Annotated in this window: 17 protein-coding genes; 11 read left to right on the forward strand and 6 right to left on the reverse strand. The window is 48.0% G+C overall.

Annotated elements, in window-relative coordinates:
- Positions 1-15: 15 nt before the first annotated feature.
- The 7 genes from narH (at position 16) to nrdD (ending at position 7,754) form a co-directional block, all read left to right on the forward strand.
- The gene (gene narH, locus KQY15_RS00550; protein ID WP_217666446.1) at positions 16-1,551 is read left to right on the forward strand and encodes a nitrate reductase subunit beta; all 1,536 of its coding nucleotides are present in this window, start codon (positions 16-18) and stop codon (positions 1,549-1,551) included.
- A gap of 3 nt (positions 1,552-1,554) precedes the next feature.
- Entirely contained in the window at positions 1,555-2,289 is a 735-nt protein-coding gene (gene narJ / locus KQY15_RS00555) for a nitrate reductase molybdenum cofactor assembly chaperone (RefSeq protein WP_217666447.1), read from the forward strand.
- A 2-nt stretch (positions 2,290-2,291) separates the two neighbouring features.
- Entirely contained in the window at positions 2,292-2,984 is a 693-nt protein-coding gene (gene narI / locus KQY15_RS00560; RefSeq protein ID WP_217666448.1) for a respiratory nitrate reductase subunit gamma, read from the forward strand.
- A gap of 33 nt (positions 2,985-3,017) precedes the next feature.
- The gene (locus KQY15_RS00565; protein WP_217666449.1) at positions 3,018-3,785 is read left to right on the forward strand and encodes a peptidylprolyl isomerase; all 768 of its coding nucleotides are present in this window, start codon (positions 3,018-3,020) and stop codon (positions 3,783-3,785) included.
- 129 nt (positions 3,786-3,914) lie between these two features.
- Positions 3,915-5,129: a hypothetical protein gene (locus KQY15_RS00570; protein WP_217666450.1), complete on the forward strand. Its 1,215-nt coding sequence runs from the start codon at positions 3,915-3,917 to the stop codon at positions 5,127-5,129.
- A 351-nt stretch (positions 5,130-5,480) separates the two neighbouring features.
- Positions 5,481-5,933: an anaerobic ribonucleoside-triphosphate reductase activating protein gene (gene nrdG, locus KQY15_RS00575; protein ID WP_217666451.1), complete on the forward strand. Its 453-nt coding sequence runs from the start codon at positions 5,481-5,483 to the stop codon at positions 5,931-5,933.
- Positions 5,934-5,951: 18 nt separating this feature from the next.
- Positions 5,952-7,754 carry an anaerobic ribonucleoside-triphosphate reductase gene (gene nrdD, locus KQY15_RS00580; RefSeq protein ID WP_217666452.1) on the forward strand — a complete coding sequence of 601 codons (1,803 nt, stop codon included), beginning with the start codon at positions 5,952-5,954 and terminating at the stop codon, positions 7,752-7,754.
- Here the strand turns inward: nrdD and KQY15_RS00585 are convergent.
- Positions 7,712-8,098, reverse strand: a complete 387-nt coding sequence (locus KQY15_RS00585) for a SirB2 family protein (RefSeq protein ID WP_217666453.1) — start codon at positions 8,096-8,098, stop codon at positions 7,712-7,714. The two genes, nrdD and KQY15_RS00585, sit on opposite strands and share 43 nt — an antisense overlap.
- A 319-nt stretch (positions 8,099-8,417) precedes the next feature.
- On the opposite strand from KQY15_RS00585, the gene KQY15_RS00590 reads away from it, so the two are divergent.
- On the forward strand, positions 8,418-10,685 hold the full coding sequence (locus KQY15_RS00590) for a nitric-oxide reductase large subunit (protein ID WP_217666454.1): 2,268 nt from the start codon (positions 8,418-8,420) through the stop codon (positions 10,683-10,685).
- 92 nt (positions 10,686-10,777) lie between these two features.
- Here the strand turns inward: KQY15_RS00590 and KQY15_RS00595 are convergent, their stop codons facing one another.
- Positions 10,778-11,029 (reverse strand): hypothetical protein, encoded by a 252-nt coding sequence (locus tag KQY15_RS00595; RefSeq protein WP_217666455.1) that lies wholly within the window; start codon positions 11,027-11,029, stop codon positions 10,778-10,780.
- 227 nt (positions 11,030-11,256) lie between these two features.
- Between KQY15_RS00595 and norR the strand changes: the two genes are divergently transcribed.
- Together norR and KQY15_RS00605 are read left to right on the forward strand one after the other, a co-directional pair.
- Positions 11,257-12,825 (forward strand): nitric oxide reductase transcriptional regulator NorR, encoded by a 1,569-nt coding sequence (gene norR, locus KQY15_RS00600; RefSeq protein WP_217666456.1) that lies wholly within the window; start codon positions 11,257-11,259, stop codon positions 12,823-12,825.
- Positions 12,826-12,923: 98 nt separating this feature from the next.
- Positions 12,924-14,111 carry an HPP family protein gene (locus tag KQY15_RS00605; protein ID WP_254795378.1) on the forward strand — a complete coding sequence of 396 codons (1,188 nt, stop codon included), beginning with the start codon at positions 12,924-12,926 and terminating at the stop codon, positions 14,109-14,111.
- Between the two features lie 45 nt (positions 14,112-14,156).
- Here the strand turns inward: KQY15_RS00605 and KQY15_RS00610 are convergent, their stop codons facing one another.
- Positions 14,157-14,627 carry a hypothetical protein gene (locus tag KQY15_RS00610; RefSeq protein ID WP_217666458.1) on the reverse strand — a complete coding sequence of 157 codons (471 nt, stop codon included), beginning with the start codon at positions 14,625-14,627 and terminating at the stop codon, positions 14,157-14,159.
- Between the two features lie 228 nt (positions 14,628-14,855).
- Between KQY15_RS00610 and KQY15_RS00615 the strand changes: the two genes are divergently transcribed.
- Complete coding sequence (locus KQY15_RS00615; RefSeq protein ID WP_217666459.1) at positions 14,856-15,260, forward strand: ribonucleotide reductase subunit alpha; 405 nt, start codon at positions 14,856-14,858, stop codon at positions 15,258-15,260.
- Positions 15,261-15,349: 89 nt separating this feature from the next.
- On the opposite strand, the gene KQY15_RS00620 is transcribed toward KQY15_RS00615, so the two are convergent.
- The 3 genes from KQY15_RS00620 to ubiT all read right to left on the reverse strand — a co-directional run bounded on the left by KQY15_RS00620 (position 15,350) and on the right by ubiT (position 18,033).
- The gene (locus KQY15_RS00620; RefSeq protein WP_217666460.1) at positions 15,350-15,751 is read right to left on the reverse strand and encodes a DUF4177 domain-containing protein; all 402 of its coding nucleotides are present in this window, start codon (positions 15,749-15,751) and stop codon (positions 15,350-15,352) included.
- Positions 15,752-16,085: 334 nt separating this feature from the next.
- On the reverse strand, positions 16,086-17,447 hold the full coding sequence (gene hemN, locus KQY15_RS00625) for an oxygen-independent coproporphyrinogen III oxidase (RefSeq protein WP_217666461.1): 1,362 nt from the start codon (positions 17,445-17,447) through the stop codon (positions 16,086-16,088).
- Positions 17,448-17,517: 70 nt separating this feature from the next.
- A complete protein-coding gene (ubiT, locus tag KQY15_RS00630; protein WP_217666462.1) occupies positions 17,518-18,033 on the reverse strand; it encodes a ubiquinone anaerobic biosynthesis accessory factor UbiT in 516 nt (171 codons plus the stop codon).
- Positions 18,034-18,121 lie beyond the last annotated feature (88 nt).

Raw genomic sequence — 18,121 nt, forward strand, 5'->3', positions numbered from 1 at the left:
GTTGGAGTGAGTATTATGAAAGTTAGAGCCCAAATTGGCATGGTGCTGAATTTAGACAAGTGCATTGGTTGCCACACTTGCTCCATCACCTGCAAAAACGTCTGGACCTCGCGTGAAGGCGCAGAGTACGCCTGGTTTAATAATGTTGAAACCAAGCCAGGTATTGGTTATCCGAAAGACTGGGAAAACCAGGAAAAATGGAACGGCGGCTGGAGCCGCGAAAAAAATGGCAAACTGGTGCCAAAAATTGGCGGCAAGCTGCGGGTGTTGGCGAATTTGTTCGCCAACCCGGATTTGCCGGAAATTGATGATTACTATGAACCGTTCGATTTTGACTACCAACATTTACATAATGCTGGCGATACCCAACACCAACCGGTGGCTCGGCCACGTTCGCTGATTAGCGGCCAGCGGATGGAGAAAATTGAGTGGGGCCCGAACTGGGAAGAGATTCTTGGTACTGAGTTTGCTAAACGTAAAAAAGATCAGAACTTTAATGAAGTAGTCCAAAAAGACATCTACGGTCAGTTTGAAAAAACTTTTATGATGTATTTGCCGCGCTTATGCGAACACTGCCTGAACCCGGCTTGCGTAGCGGCCTGTCCCAGCGGTGCGATATATAAGCGGGAAGAAGACGGCATAGTGCTGATAGATCAGGATAAATGTCGCGGCTGGCGGATGTGTGTTTCGGCCTGCCCTTACAAAAAAATCTACTACAACTGGAAAAGTGGTAAGTCAGAAAAATGTACTTTCTGTTTCCCGCGGATTGAAGCAGGCCAGCCAACAGTCTGCTCTGAAACCTGTGTCGGCCGCATTCGTTATTTAGGCGTGTTGCTGTATGACGCCGATAAAATTGCTGCCGCTGCCAGTACCCCGAACGAGCAAGACTTATATCAGGCGCAACTTGATATCTTCCTCGACCCGTTTGACCCTGATGTTATTTCTGCCGCTAAAGCTGAAGGTATTACCGACAACTGGTTGAAAGCCGCCCAGCGCTCACCGGTTTACATGATGGCCATGCAGTGGAAAGTCGCCCTGCCATTGCATCCTGAATACCGTACCTTGCCGATGGTCTGGTATGTACCACCATTGTCACCTATTCAAAGTGCGGTGCAGGCCGGTCATGTTGGTATGAATGGTGAAATTCCGGATTTAAAATCGTTGCGTATCCCATTGCGTTATCTGGCCAATATGTTAACTGCCGGTGATGAAGCGCCGGTAGTACGTGCATTGGAACGAATGATAGCGATGCGCGCTTTTAAACGCTCGCAGCAGGTTGACGGCGTGGAAGATCTTGAGGTGTTAACTCAGGTAGGCCTGACCGCGGTCCAGGTTGAAGAAATGTATCGCTATATGGCGTTGGCCAACTATGAAGATCGTTTTGTTATTCCTACCAGTCACCGCGCCTACGCTGAAAACGCTTATGACATGAAAAGTGACTGTGGCTTCAGCTTTGGTAATGGCTGCGCCGGGGGCGAAAGTAAACTGAATATTTTTGGTGGCACTACCAAAGGTGTCCGCAAAGTCATTCCAGTGACAATGAAGGAGTAAGTTATGGATATTATTCGAGTTATATCACTGTTGCTGGATTACCCGGAACTACAGTTGCAGCAAGCCAGCAGCGACTTGCTGGCTATCGTCCGCCAGGCAGACATATCGGCGAAACAACAGCTGCAGCTAACTGAGTTTATTAACGAACGTTCGCAAAGCGACATTATGGATTGGCAATCTGAGTATGATGGTTTGTTTGAACGCGGCCGCTCTTTATCTCTGTTGTTGTTTGAACACTTGCACGGCGAGTCGCGCGACCGTGGTCAGGCGATGGTTGATTTAATGCAGCAGTATCAGCAGGCCGGTTTAGATATTGGTGTGCGGGAACTGCCCGACTATATTCCGTTGTATCTGGAGTTTCTGGCGACTCAGGGTGAGGAGAACGCCCGGCTGGGCCTGGCCGAAGTCGCGCACATTTTATCGGTGCTGCAGTGCCGGTTAGAACAGCGAAACAGCAACTATCAGGCGTTATTTGCAGCGTTGCTGGAACTATCTGGGGTACAGGTAGAGCTGGAGCCTCTGCGTGAGCAATTAAAAGCCGAAAAACCTGATCACACGAATGAAGCGCTGGATAAGGTTTGGGAAGAGGAAATGGTGACCTTTGGTCCGGGCGCCGAAAACGACGGCTGTGCCACTAGCAGTAAACCTTCTGAAACCCAGCGCCGCGACCAATATGTTCCGATGCAATGGACTGACGCCACCAAGCCAGCCAACACCAACATTCCGTCAGGAGTCTAGTCATGAAATTTATTGATATGTTGTTATTTGGTATCTACCCCTACGTGGCATCAGCCATATTTTTTCTGGGCTGTCTGCTGCGATATGAGCGCGAACAGTATACCTGGCGGGCGCAGTCCAGCCAGCTGCTGTCAAATAAACACTTCCGCATCGCCAGCATTTTATTTCATGTTGGCATAATTATGATTTTTGCCGGGCATTTTGCGGGCCTGGTTATACCTTATGAAGTGTGGGAATTTGTGGGTATTGATCTGCCAACTAAGCAGCTTATTGCGCTGGGTGTTGGAGGTCTATTTGGTATTATCTGCTTTGTAGGAATGACCATGTTGGTATATCGACGATTATTCAATCCGAGAGTACGAGCAAGTAGTTCACTAATGGATACGTTAATTCTGTTGGTAATTTATTGGCAACTTATTTTAGGCATACTCACTATTTTCGTATCAACAGGTCATATGAGTGGTTATGTTATGAAAGACCTGATGAGCTGGTCACGGTATTTGCTTACTTTCCGCCCGGCAGAAGCCATTGAATTTGTGGACGGCTTGCACTGGATTTACAAGGCCCATGTGTTCTGGGGTATCACCCTGTTTGTGTTGTTCCCGTTCAGTCGCTTAGTGCATATCTGGAGCGTCCCTGTAGGTTACTTTGGCCGTAATTATCAGGTGGTACGTCGCCGCTTTGGTGCCAAATAATCTTAACAGTGACCCGAATACAGGAGAATTTTGATGATCCAGGTTAACCAGACGCAGATCCCGGAAAAAGATATTCTGGCTGAAATGCAATACCACCCTGCGCCGTCGCAGCGTGAGGCGATGTTAAAGTCAGCCGAAGCGTTGATTATTGCTGAACTGCTACGCCAGCGCGCTAAAACACTGGGGCTTGATATTGATAACGATGGCGCTGCCACCAGCCAGGATGATTTTTTAGAGAAATTGCTGGCGCAAGAAGTCGAGATCCCAACTGCCAGCCAGCAGGAATGTGAGCAATACTATCGGTTGAACTCAAACCGGTTTGCCAGCTCACCCCTGCTGGAAGTAAGCCACATCCTGCTTGCGGCAGCGCCGGACGATGACAAAGCGCGGGTGGAAGCCAAGACACTGGCAGAGCAGCTGATTAGCCAGTTACAACAAGGTGCTAAGCTAGCTGAACTGGCCAGGCAGTATTCGGCCTGTCCGTCGAAAGAAACCGGCGGCAGCCTTGGCCAGATCAGTCGCGGCCAGACGGTGCCCGAGTTTGAACGACAACTGTTCAGCGCTGAGCCTGGCCTGTTACCACAGGGTATTGAAAGCCGCTATGGTTTTCATGTGGTATTTGTTGCCCGCAAAGTACCGGGCAATTTACTGCCCTTTAGTGCGGTACAGCAAAAAATAGCCGAATACCTGAACGAAAAAGTGCGACGCAAAGCAGTAGCGCAGTACATTCATACCTTAATTGTGGAAGCTGAAATAGCGGGGTACGACTTTAAACTGTCGGGCTCGCCGTTAATGCAATAATCGTTTGTAGGGGCCCATACTTTCAAGAGGGGGCCCCATTACCCTCAAGTAGGTAACTCTTTAAAATAATTACAAAAATTCCAGGTTAGGCATAAGATCTCCGGGTCAAATCCAGCCAGGAACCTCATCATGAAAACGTCTGTTTCTGCTCTACCTTTTGCCATTGTGTTAGCCTTGTCTGTTACCATAACACCAACACCCGTCTACGCCAGTCTCAGCGAAGAACTCAGTACTGCCATAAAGCAAAGTAGCGTGTCGGCGCATTTTCGCTACCGCCTGGAATATGTCGATCAGGACAACTCCTTAGAAGACGCTTTCGCCTCTACTCTGCGCAGCCGCTTAACAGTAGCTAGCGCTAAAGTGGCTGGTTTTAGCGCTTTACTGCAGCTGGACAATGTTAGTGTGCTGGGCAACGATAATTACAACAGCACCGTAAACGGTAAACCGGCCTATAGCGTGGTGTCCGACCCTAAAGGCACTGATATTAATCAGGCACTGCTGCGCTATCAAAACGAAAACGGCACAACGCTTAGCGCAGGTCGTCAGTTGGTAAATCAGCTAAATCAACGTTTTATAGGGGGAGTTGGCTGGCGCCAGAATGAGCAAACACTCGATGGTTATCGCCTGCAGCAGCGCATCAGCGATAGTCTGAGCCTGGATATTAGTCATTTTTTTAACGTAAACCGGATTTTTGGCCCCAAAGGTGCTGCGGCCGATCAGCACGGTAGCTTTAATACCGCGCTGCTGCAATGGCAAGTCAATCCGGCGCATCAGCTGGCTGCTTTTGCTTACGATTTTGACTTTGCTAACTGGGCCGCACGCAGCAGCCGCACCGTTGGCGTCGATTATCAGGGCAAGCTGACAACCGGACCGAAACTTAGCTGGCACTTAGCTTTGGCCAGGCAAGACGATGCGCATAATGCACCGCTAACCTTTAGCCACCACTATCACCGTGCGAGCGTAAGCTGGGCGCTGGACAGCGTTACCCTGCAGGCCGGACAAGAACGGTTAGCCGGCGATGGCCGGAGTGCTTTTCAAACCCCGCTAGCCACCCTGCATGCCTTTTCGGGCTTTGCCGATATGTTTTTAAACACTCCTGATACCGGTCTGCGCGATAATTGGCTACAAGCAAGCGGTAAATTAAATAATGTTGCGCTTGCCCTGGCCTACCACCGCTTTGATAGCGATGTTGGTAGCAGCAAATATGGTGATGAATGGAATGCCAGTGCCAGTTATGCGCTTAACAAACAATTGTCAGGCTTGCTAAAAGTGGCTTATTACAGCGCTGATACCCTGGCAGTTGATACCAGTAAAATCTGGCTTATGCTCAGTTACCAACCATAGATACACTGCCCTAAGCAGCCGATTATTGAGCTCAGCCGTAGCGATTACGTTTCCCAGCTCCACAGCCAACCCTGCCCTGCCCCAAAGCAGCGTTACGCAGCGTTGGTACCTCTGCCGCCCTTCCACCTTGGAATGGGCGGTTTTTTTATGCCCGCCCGTCTATTTCACAGCATATTTGGGGCATTACTCCCAATGGGGTAATAAAACCAATAATGCTGCGCCCTGGCGCAATACGGCCCCTGGCAGCATTATAAAAACTTGATCTGGATCAAGTTTCACGCCGCTGGGAAGACTAAGCTAAAACACAATATATAGTGCCAATCAATAATAAAAACACTACATAGAGGAAATATGTTGAGATTCACTGCTGAACAAATCGTCTTTCAGGAAGTGCCGGGAGAGGTATCGCTGGCATTTACTATTGCTGGCTGCCCACTTGGCTGTAAAGGCTGCCACAGCAGCTACACCTGGCGCGCCGATATCGGCTGCCTGCTAACACCCGAGTACTTAAGCCACCGCCTGCAGAGCTATCAAGGCTTAATTAGCTGTGTACTGTTTTTAGGCGGCGAATGGCAGCCCCAACATTTGCTGGTACTGTTAACACTGGCCCGGGCTGCTGGTCTGCATACCTGCCTTTACACCGGCCTGGATGATGTTAGTCCTGATTTAAAGCAACAACTGACTTACCTGAAAACCGGCCGTTGGCTGCAGGAGCTTGGTGGTCTTAACAGCCCAACCACCAACCAGATTTTTACCGATTTACGCACAGGCCAATGCCTGAACCACCTTTTTATCCAAAAATAAACTGCAGAGGGATTTACTATGCAAGCATTAAACTTTAACCAACTCCAACAAAAATTAAGCTTTATCGATAATTATCTGCATGCCAATAATGCCGCTGATGGCTCTAAACTGGATGCTAATGCCAACGTCACCCAGAAAAACATTGCCACCCTTGAAGCCGAACTGATGAAAGATCAGTTTATTCAGGTTAACCGGGCACTGATCAGCAATAAAATCAGCGAATTGTTTGGCGCTGAACTGGCTGCGGAATACCTGCGCCAGATAACCGACCACGAAATATACGTGCATGATGAAACCAGCTTAAAACCCTACTGTGTGTCGGTAACCATGTATCCGTTTTTACGGGATGGCTTAACCAAATTGGGTGGCGAGTCGCAAGCGCCTAAGCATTTAGAATCGTTTTGCGGCTGCTTTGTTAACTTTGTATTTGCGGTGTCAAGCCAGTTTGCCGGTGCCGTAGCAACGGTAGAGTTTTTAACTTACTTTGATTACTTTGCGCGTAAAGACTATGGTGATAACTACTTACAAACCCACCCTAAGCAAATTGCTAATCATCTTCAGCATGTGGTGTATGCGCTAAATCAGCCAGCGGCGGCGCGCGGCTATCAAAGCGTGTTCTGGAATATCTCAATTTACGATCAGCACTACTTCGACAGCATGTTTGGCAGCTTTGTGTTTCCGGATTTTGTTAAACCAGAGTGGCAGTCAGTATCTGCCCTGCAGCAGTTCTTTTTGCAGTGGTTTAATAAAGAAAGAGAAAAAACGGTACTGACCTTTCCGGTAGTGACCGTTGCCATGCTAACCGATAATGGCCAGTGTAAAGATAAAGCCTTTGCTAACGATATCGCCCGGGAAATGGCTGCCGGTAACGCTTTCTTTATTTATCAGTCAGAAAACGCCGACTCACTGGCCAGTTGCTGCCGGCTACGTAGTGAAATCAGTGACAATACCTTCTCTTACTCCTTAGGTGCCGGCGGTGTTGCCACGGGTTCTATTAACGTTATAACCATTAATATGAACCGGCTGGTGCAGGATGGCCGGGATTTAGCCACTGAGATCAGTAAAATTCATAAGTATCAGGTCGCCTATCGTAAATTAATGGAGCAGTATAAAGATGCCGGTTTGCTAACAGTATACGATGCAGGTTTTATAAGCCTGGATAAGCAGTTTTTAACAATCGGCATTAATGGCATGGTAGAAGCGGCAGAATCGCAGGGGTTAACTGCCAGTAATAACCCGGCCTACATCAGTTTTGTGCAACAGCAGCTAAAAATTATTTTTGATGCCAATAAAGTGGCTAAAGCTGAATATGGCTATATGTTTAATACTGAGTTTGTGCCAGCAGAAAACCTGGGCGTTAAGAATGCTAAATGGGACCGGGAAGATGGCTATCTGGTGCCGCGTGATTGCTACAACTCCTATTTTTACGTGGTAGAAGATGAGCAAAGCAATACCCTGGATAAATTCCAGCTGCACGGCCGTGAGTTACTGGATTATTTGGATGGTGGTTCGGCATTACATCTAAACCTGGAGGAAAAGCTCGACCAGACCGGCTACTTGCAGCTATTAAATATCGCCGCCCGCACCGGTTGCAATTACTTTTGTGTCAACGTCAAAATTACCATCTGCAACCAGTGCGAAAGCATCGACAAGCGCACCCTGTGCGCATGCCCGGCTTGCGGCAGCAAGGATATCGATTATGGTACCCGGGTTATCGGTTATTTAAAGCGGGTATCTGCGTTCAGTAGCGGCCGCCGCCAGGAGCACAGCCTGCGGCACTATGAAAGAACGAACAATACCGGTTTAAACCGCGCCAGATAAAAAATTCCAGCAAGTTGAGCCAGGGCCAACACCGCACATATTGTGCGGGTTGGCACGGCCAGACTTTGCTTTAAAGCAGCAAAACCAAACATGATATAGCCCAGCAGCAACAGAATTTTAAAACCCAGCCATTGGTGCGAAAAAGGCTGCCACGGCCCTATCGCTAATAGCGTAAAAGCTAACGATAGTAACAGAGTGTCATTAATATGGGGCAGCCGCCGCAGCGGGCTTTGGCGCCAATTTGGCTTACCAGCCATATCCAGCAGCAACCTGCCAATAAACAAGGTTGCACTTAAATAAGCGCACAGCATATGTAAGTGTTTTAAAAGTACATAGTATTCCATCTGCATTGCCTCACTACTGCGTTTGCGCGCTACCTTAAAACATGCGGCCCGACTTGCCTATATCGCTAAAGTGGTAGAAAGCACCTTACAAGCTAAGCCACTGGGTCATTTTCACCCAGGGAGTTAATTGTACCCACCTCCACTCAGGTTGAAACTACCTTGCCGTACATCTAAAAAATATTAAATACAATAAAAACAATAAGTTAATCCTTGGCTTGATTCTTGTAATGGCGACACAGGCAGGTGACGCCCTGCCGATAAAAAAAACAGGAGTGAAGTATGAGAATTAGGCGCAAAAACAATGTTTTAAGGGGGCTATATGGCCGGATATCGTAAACTCTGGTGGCTGTTAATCGGCATCTTAGCGATAACTTTCTCGGTACTGGGCTATTTTGGCGCTGAGGTATACCGCTCGGCACCGCCTATCCCGGATAAAATAGTTGATCAGCAAGGGCAAGTGCTGATGACTAATGAGACCATTTTAAATGGCCAGACTGCCTGGCAGTCAGTTGGTGGTATGCAGCTTGGTTCGATTTGGGGGCATGGCGCTTATCAGGCGCCTGATTGGACTGCGGACTGGTTACATCGGGAACTGATGGCCTGGCTGGAACTCGCTGCCCAGGATGAGTATGGCCTGAGTTATACTGAACTTAACCCAGCTCAACAAAATGCGCTGCAATTCGCGTTAAAGCAAACCTACCGCACTAACAGCTATGATAAAGCCACTGATACGCTGCAACTTGGTGACCGCAGGGTGCAGGCTATCAAGCAAACGGCCGAGCATTATATTGCCCTGTTCGGAGATGACATTTCGCTCAGTCAGACCCGTGAAAACTATGCAATGAAAAACAATACCCTGCCGTCGTTGAGCAGGCGTCAGGAAATGACCCAATTTTTCTTCTGGACCGCGTGGGCAGCCAGCACCGAACGCACACCAGACAGTGCAACCTATACCAATAACTGGCCGCATGAGCCGTTAATTGACAACCGTCCTACCGCTGAAAATCTGATTTGGTCACTGGTCAGTATTATTTTGCTGATTGCCGGGGTTGGGGCATTAATTTGGGGCTGGTCGTTTTTGCGTAAGCATGATGAGGAAGAACCAGAAGCCCCTCAGCTTGACCCTATCGCCCGGCTTAAACTTACGCCGTCGCAAAAATCGCTGGGTAAATATATTCTGGTGGTGGTTGCCTTGTTTACCCTGCAGGTGTTTTTAGGCGGCTTTACCGCGCACTATACGGTAGAAGGCGACGGCTTTTATGGCCTTAACACTACTGAGTGGTTGCCATACAGCCTGGCCCGCACCTGGCACATTCAGGCAGCGATGTTCTGGATAGCGACCGGCTTTTTAGCCGCTGGGTTGTTTTTGGCACCAATTATCAACGGTGGTAAAGATCCAAAGTATCAGAAACTGGGCGTAGATATTTTGTTTTGGGCCTTAGTGGTATTAGTCGCCGGTTCCTTTGCCGGTAATTACTTTGCCATTATGCAAATTATGCCTGAGCATTTAAGCTTCTGGTTTGGCCATCAGGGCTATGAATACATTGATATAGGCCGTTTCTGGCAGATCATTAAATATGTCGGCGTACTGTTCTGGCTGGTTCTGATGCTGCGGGCGGTGATACCGGCCTTTAAAGCTCCGGGCGATAAAAACTTACTGGCGCTATTTGCTGCATCAGTTATCTGCGTTGGCTTGTTTTACGGTGCTGGCTTGTTCTACGGCGAGCGCACGCATTTATCAGTAATGGAGTACTGGCGTTGGTGGGTGGTCCACTTGTGGGTAGAAGGTTTCTTTGAAGTATTCGCTACCGTATCGCTGGCGTTTATCTTTCATAGTATGGGACTGGTGTCACGCAATGTCGCCACCACAGCCAGTTTAGCCTCAGCATCGTTATTTATGCTGGGCGGCATACCCGGTACTTTCCACCATCTGTATTTCTCTGGCACCACCACCCCGGTAATGGCTGTTGGCGCGACTTTTAGTGCGCTTGAAGTCGTGCCACTGGTTGTGCTGGGTTATGAAGCCTGGGAAAACTGGCGTTTGAAAAACAAAGCGCCGTGGATGGCAGATATAAAATGGCCACTGATGTTTTTCGTTGCCGTCGCGTTCTGGAATATGCTTGGTGCCGGGGTGTTTGGCTTTATGATCAACCCGCCCATAGCGCTCTATTACCTGCAAGGCTTAAACACCACTCCTACCCATGCCCATGCGGCACTGTTTGGGGTTTATGGCTTCCTGGCACTGGGGTTCTGCCTGCTGATCCTGCGTTATATCCGGCCGCAGCTGGTATTTGATGAAAAGCTGATGAAAACGGCATTCTGGTGGATGAATGGCGGCTTATTGCTGATGCTGTTTACCAGCCTGCTACCGATTGGCTTTATTCAGTTTTACGCCAGCGCCACCGAAGGCTTATGGTATGCCCGCAGTGAAGCCTTTATGCAAAGCGATATACTGCAAACGCTACGCTGGGTACGGACCATTGGTGATGTGATCTTTATCATCGGCGCCCTGGCAGTAAGCTGGCAGGTGGTTAAAGGTGTGTTTGACAGCAACGCCGCCCAACAGCCGGTGCAATTACCCAGTTAATTTAAATTAACAACAATAAAAAACACCACGACAAAATCGTGGTGTTTTTTTATGAGTTAATCCTAGAGAAACAACAGACGCTAAAACCAGGTTTAGCCTACCCGCTGCTGTAATTCATGCTGGACGATACAACGACCGATGTAAGATAATTTTACTAAAGTTGCACTCAGGATCATGCTGATATGCCCCGCCAGTTGCAGCTTGAATGGCACCATATCGGCCAGCGGATAGCAAACAACTATTGTGAACAGCAACGCCAAAAAGGATAACAACAGTACCAGGTTCGCCCGTTTTAGCCAGGGCTTCCGGGTAACAGCTTTTGTTGCGCAATCAGATTTATACATAACTCCTCCAGCCATATAATGCGATAGGTTCCGAGCCTGACACTCAGCATTACTATTACAAGGATAAGAATTGCAAGCTGCATACCATTAATAATAAGCATATATAACAGACGTTTAGGAAAACTCCCAACCTCAATTAGAGTCATTTTGACTCATTATCAAGTCTTTATGACTCCAATTGGTTTTTATGACACAATGGCTAGTCGCTGTTGAATTTTAGGGTAGATATGTCAGATATTAACGCCACTTTACTACTGGAAGTCGCGCTGGACTTAGCTAACAGTCTGACCAGTCAGCACCGGTTTGATCGTTTGCTTAGTTCTGTCCGAAAAGCCATAACTTGTGATGCGGTCGTTATTTTAAGCTTGCAAGGTGAAACCCTTAAACCTCTGGCAGCACAGGGCCTGGCTCCAGATGCGCTAGGCAGGAGGTTTGCGTTAAAAGAACATCCCAGACTTGCCGCTATTTGCCAGAGCACAGTACCGCTTCGATTTAGTGAAGATTCAGCCTTACCTGATCCTTATGACGGCTTATTGTTGGCAAAAAGTGGCCATTTACCGGTGCATGCCTGCATGGGCCTGCCACTTTATTCTGACCAGTCATTAATCGGCGTTTTAACGCTGGACAGTCTTACCCCAAATATTTTTTCCACTATTCCAGAACGTAGTTTGCAATTGATCAGTGCACTGGCCGCAGCAACATTAAAAACTGCCTTACAACTTAAAAACCTGGAGCACCATGCCCGGCAACGGCAGCATGTACTGCAGGAGCTGACGCATCAGGCGCTTACCCGTGACGGGGGTGAGCTAATTGGCCAAAGCCAGGTCATGCAGACATTAAAAAATGAAATTCAGTTGGTAGCCGGTTCTGACTATAGCGTTCTTATCGAGGGGCCAACCGGGGTTGGTAAAGAATTAGTGGTGCGTACGATACATCAGCAATCAACGCGGCACACTCAGCCACTGGTCTATATCAACTGTGCTTCACTACCGGAAACTCTGGCAGAAAGTGAGCTATTTGGTCACTCCAGGGGCGCATTTACCGGTGCTGAACGGGATAGGCCCGGCAAGTTTCAGTTAGCCGATGGCGGAACTCTGTTTTTGGATGAAGTGGGCGAACTACCATTTAGCGTGCAAAGTACCCTGTTGCGAGCATTACAAAGTGGCGAAATTCAGCCGGTAGGCCGGGACCATGTTAGCTCTGTTGACGTGCGTATTATCGCGGCCACTAACCGGGATCTGACTGCAGAGGTTGCCGCGGGCAGGTTTCGGGCAGATTTATATCATCGACTCGCCGTCTATCCTATCCAGGTCCCCTTACTTAAAGACCGGGGTTCAGACGTATTATTACTGGCCGGATTTTTTCTGGAACGCACCTCCCGTAAACTCAGACTGCGTCAGCTCACGCTCAGTCAAAACGCTCAGGCCCACTTATTACAATACAACTGGCCAGGCAATGTGCGGGAACTGGAGCATGTCTTAAGCCGGGCAGCGTTAAAAGCCAGCCAGACGACAGCGCATAGCGATATTATTACCATTGATGTCGCTCACCTCGAGCTGCAAACCTCGGGCGACGTGTCTTCGCTGCCTGCAGCTAAAATACCCTCTGCTAAAATTGAAAGTTTAAAAACAGCTACCGAAGATTTTCAGCGCCAGCTTATTTTATCTGCCTTGCAGGTTAGCCAGGACAGCTGGACTGTGGCTGCGCGATTACTGCAAGTTGACCGCGCTAACCTGGCAAGGCAGGCCAAACGGCTTGGTATTAGGCTTGAAAAGAGCGCCAGAACTGAATATTGATCTGCATTACTGTTTATCAGCAACCCTGTTGAGGGATACCAATTCTGGCATGAACTGCTTATACTTGCCCCCCTTTGGTGCAGTTATCGGATTTACCCTTGCCAACTAAAGCTAAAAACCTGCTAAGTGTGGTGCTGGCGCAACTCGGCCTGATTAAACGCGACAGCCAGCGGCTGTCAGCTATTCCACTAACCGAGCGGTTAAAAGTAGCTTTAGCGGCCTTTATTGCACTGTTTATTGTCACCTTTATCAGCCTGCAACTGGCTGATCCGGCCAGCACCATAGTGCTGCTGGCTTCGATGGGCGCGTCGTCTGTATTATTATTTGGCTTACCGAACAGCCCACTGGCAAGGCCCTGGTCATTTGCCGCTGGCCATCTTATCTCAGCTGCTGTCGGCCTTATCTGCTCGCACCTGTTTACTGATCTGGCTTTGATGGCAGCAGTAACTATCGGCTGCGTTTTGTTTTTTATGTATATTTTTGAGTGTATGCACCCTCCGGGGGGCGCCACGGCGCTGGTACCGGTAATTGCCTCAGTCGACACGGTGCTCGGTTATGATTTTTTACTTTACCCAGTGGCGCTAAATGTATTGGTCATGCTGGCAGTGGCGATGTTATTACAAAAGTTCTGGCTGAAACGCGGTATGCAAGTACCAGTACAGAAATTTGATCCGATACATTTACATCATGATCAATCGCCCCTTAAGCGGCTTGGTTTACAACCGGAAGATTTGCTTAGTGCATTAAACAGCTTTGATACGGTAGTGGATATTAGTGAGCAGGATTTAGAAAGGCTTTATCAGCGGGCTAAGTTGAACGCTTATCAGCGCACCAGTCGCGATATTCGTTGCAGCGACATTATGTCGAAAGATTTAATCACCGTAAGCGCCGATACACCCCTCTTTCTGGCCTGGCAGCTGTTGCGCAAACATAAAATTGGCAGTTTACCGGTGGTAAATGCTGCTCGCCAGTTACAAGGTATTATTTCCACTGTAGATATTCTTAAGCACGTTCAGGTACCAAGTTATGCTGCCACGTTAAAAGGGCTTAACCGCCTGTTGGTTCAACAGCACTATCGTAAACAGCAACAGCTGCAAGTTAAAGACAGAATGACCACCAAGCTTGTGACTGCTGCACCTGAAGCCCATTTAACAACGTTAGTGCCTTTAATGTCGGATAAGGGGCTTCATCATATTCCGATAGTGGATACTGATGGTGTTTTGCACGGTATCGTTACCCAATCTGATGTTATAGCGGGGTTGTTTAACAGCCAATTATCAGACTAGACAGCTATCAGACTAATAGTACTTCGCGCCAGTAACATCTGACACTTAGTGGGCAATGGGTAAAAATAACTCATCCTGGAAAAATACCGGATATTGCTGCAATGCTTGTAACACTTCAATAGCGCCCTGTCGCTGTACCTTAAGCTCAGGGTCTTTCATCTGTGATGAAGCATTAATCAGCCGGGCCAAAATGAGATGAAACTGCGCATCAGCTTCGGGTGCCAACTTGCAATTCTTAACAATGAAATTAATCTGTTGCTCAACCACCCCAGAGAAGTGTATATATCCCTCTGCTGCCAGCTTATTATTGTGGATACGGTCCAGCCGCTCTGTCAGCTGAGTGCGTAACACTAACATTGCCTCACGCAGAGGTTGATCTGTCGACCATTTTTCACCGTCGTTTAAATGCAATTCGGCTATATGGCCATGATGCTTATGCGAAGTATCTGCAGCTAATAGCAACGGAGCAGCTGTTAAAATAGTTAATGTAAGTGCCAGCGTTATAAATACTTGCATGGTTACCCCACGTTAGTCAGTTTAAATATTCTCAGCAGTATCTGCTAATAACAACAAAGCGCCAAGCATTCTAGTTGTATCATTGGGGGTAGCTAATATGCTTCCCCTGTCAGACCATTTTGAACCCGGTGCCTACCCCATAGTAGTTAGTCAGCTACCCCACCAGAGCCGCTATAATCACTAAGGTGGCTTTGCTACACTGGTGCAAATTATTTGCAGGCTTACAACATGAATATTGAATCTTATACCGACTTAATCCGCGCTGCAGACCTCCAGGATGAACCGCAACGTTTGTTGTTTGTGTTTGCCAAAGCGGAATTACCCAATGGCTTTACCGACACTCAGAAAAATAACTTTGAACAAGGCCAGGGCGGCGCGTTAGCTCCAGTACTATGCGTAGATAAACTGCCAGAAGAAGTCGCAGAATTCAGTACTCTGGTAGCAGAGTCAGCAAAAACCGGGGTCGACTGGGATATCGCTTTTGTCTCGGCCATTGCCGGCAGAGGCAGCTTTGCTCCCAACAGCGATGAAGCCAGCCAACCGCTGAAAATGATGACCGAGAAAATTCAGGGCGGCATGATTGCCGATTTTCTGACTTTTAATAAAGCCGGTGAGCTAGTCGCTTTATATTGATTTCACCTGGAATAATGCCGGGCAATTTATTGTCAGGGCGCATTATTGCGCCCTGTCCAGTTTAGTAGTGAAGGAAATTTCAACGTAAACTAAGAGACTTTTTCACGCTCTAAAATAACAACCATAGAGCCAGATTCACCAAAACCTGACGCTGGCAACACAACTTGACGTAACCGCCAACCGACATCGCCTTCTGCATTCAATAAACTCTCGATGTCAGGTGTATCAGACTTAAACAAGCTGGTTTTAAATGGCACTTCTACCGTTTTATATTCAAATTTTTTCATAATAGGTAACTCCTCGCAATCAAGATCAACTACATCAACTTCAAAAGTCGCAGCAAGTGCTTTCTTTGTTTCGAGTGAACCTGTCGCCTCTTTTTCTACTCTCTGGATTGTTCTCTGACTCAACCCAGATACCTGCGCAAGATGCTCCTGAGACCACGCCCTACGCAATCGTTCTTCAAGTACTAACGCTGCATTGATTTTCATTGATAAATCTTTCTTTCGCTTTAGGTTAGGTGGAGAACCTATCTTGGTTCAAAATGCTAAAAATATTGACGACAAATATTAGCCATTTATACGCCAGAAATACGACAGCAGTATTTTTTATCTGCGATACCACGCCGTAAAACAATCATTAAAGCTGTAATACTTGAAGATAATCAAGTTATTATCCAAATATTTCACTTCATAAACTATTGCTTATTCTAAACTTACTATGACCTACAGGTACTGCTAATATTGGAGCTGGCAGCAAATACAGGAGAAACAGAGGATGTGGGGCCGCATATTTGCGCCCAATTTGAGCAAAGCGCCAGCGGAATTACACTACCTTTGAGTAGCGCTGCTGGCCCTGGGTCAGGTAGGCATCAAAGCAGGCGCAGATGCTGCGTACCCACAATCTACCGCTGTCAGCCACTTTGATCCGACCGGCGTATACCTCTACCAGGCCGTCTTCCATAAAGGGCTGCAACCGTTCTAGCGCCTCGGCAAAATAGTGCCAGAAGCCGTCTAGCTGCCATTGCTGGCTAAATACCTCTATGTCTAATTCAAAGTGGCAGATTAACTGGCTAATCAGCGCTGCTCGTACTTTATCATCGGCATTTAAGCTGAAGCCCCGCTCGGTCGGAAGTTGGTCTTCACTGATAGCCGCATAATAGGCCGGCAATTCTTTGCTGTTTTGCCACAGTACGCCACTAACCTGGCTGATACTGGATACCCCAAGGCCAATCAGCGCATCCTGCCCCGCTGTGGTATAGCCCTGAAAATTACGCTGCAGCTTACCGGCCTGCTGCGCTTTGGCTAAGGCATCGTCTGGTCTGGCAAAGTGGTCCATGCCAATAAACTGATAACCTGCTGCGACAAAACGTTCAATCGCCAACTGCATCAGTTCCAGCTTTAATGGCGCATCCGGCAGGCTGCTGTTGTCTATTTTACGTTGGGCGGCAAAACGCTCGGGAATATGGGCATAGCTGAACAGTGAAATACGGTGCGGATTAAGCCGGATAATTTCATCGACCGTCTCAGCAAAGCTGGCCGGCTGCTGAAATGGCAGGCCGTAGATTAAATCCAGATTAATCGAGCTGAAACCGAGCTCCCGGCTTAGCTGCACCTGGTGGCGGATTAAATCGGTATCCTGCACCCGGTTAATCGCAATTTGTACTTTTTCGTCTAAATCCTGCACCCCATAACTCACCCGGTTAAACCCCAGGGTGCGCAAGTGCCGTAATTTTTCATCACTGCAGCTGCGCGGGTCTATTTCTATACTGATTTCAGCATCACTATTAATAGTAAAGTTGTCGTGCAGCAAAGCCATTAACCGGCTTAGCTGAACTTCAGTTAAAAAGGTGGGGGTACCGCCGCCTAAATGCAGCTGATTAATCTGTTTGCTCTGTAACAAGGGTGCATACAACGCCACTTCCTGCGCTAAAGCATCGAGGTAAGTATCGGCCTTATGCTGGTGACGGGTGATCACTTTATTGCAGCCGCAGTAATAACAAAGCTTATGGCAAAACGGGATATGCAAATACAGGCTAAGATCGCTTGGGCTTTGTTGAATCGCGGCCTGAATTTGCGCCGGATCAAAGTTACTACTAAGTGCCAGCGCAGTCGGGTAAGAGGTGTAACGCGGGCCGTTAATATTGTATTTGCTGATTAACTTCGGGTCCCATTTGATACTTTGCATTACTACCTCTTCTATTGTGCTGCTATTGCAGCCCGCTCACTGGTGGCCAGTATAAAAGCGAATGAAAAATCTAAGCTTGATCTATCGCAGGCTTAACAGGTTTTAGCACGGTTTGCTGCTGCGCTAACCAGTGCAGCAAGCCCGGCACCAGTGGCGGCAAACGCTCAGGTCCAATGCTGTCCAGCAGGTTTTTGCAGTACAAGCCCAGCTCAGTATCACCTAACATCTGTAATCTGCGGCGAAAAAATAACGTATCCGGATCGCTGGTATTGCTGATCATGGCAATAAAATCGGCCAGTTCAGCTTTTAACAGCAGGTCTTGCTGCGCGGGCATCAGCTGGACCTGCAGCTTATTACCATCAAGGCAAATACCAAATTCCAACGCGATATCGGCAACGCTAATCACTACTGTCTTATGCTGCATAAAGCTCAGCTCGCCGCGACTTAGCTCAGACTGGAAAAACCGGTTTAATGCCAACTGTAACATGCCGCTTTGCATCCGCTTTGGCGCACAGCGGGTAACAGTGCGTAACATTGATGGTAGCGCCGCTACCACCTTGTGGTTAACTCTTTTAATATCAAACATATAAAAGCCCTATGGTCCGTTATTGCCCTATAATAAAACCACATTACGGAGCCCTTCGCTATGCCCTGTCGGAGGTAGCTGAAGTGAC

Source organism: Arsukibacterium indicum (genome assembly GCF_019100565.1).
GTDB classification, from domain to species: Bacteria; Pseudomonadota; Gammaproteobacteria; order Enterobacterales; family Alteromonadaceae; genus Alishewanella; species Alishewanella indicum.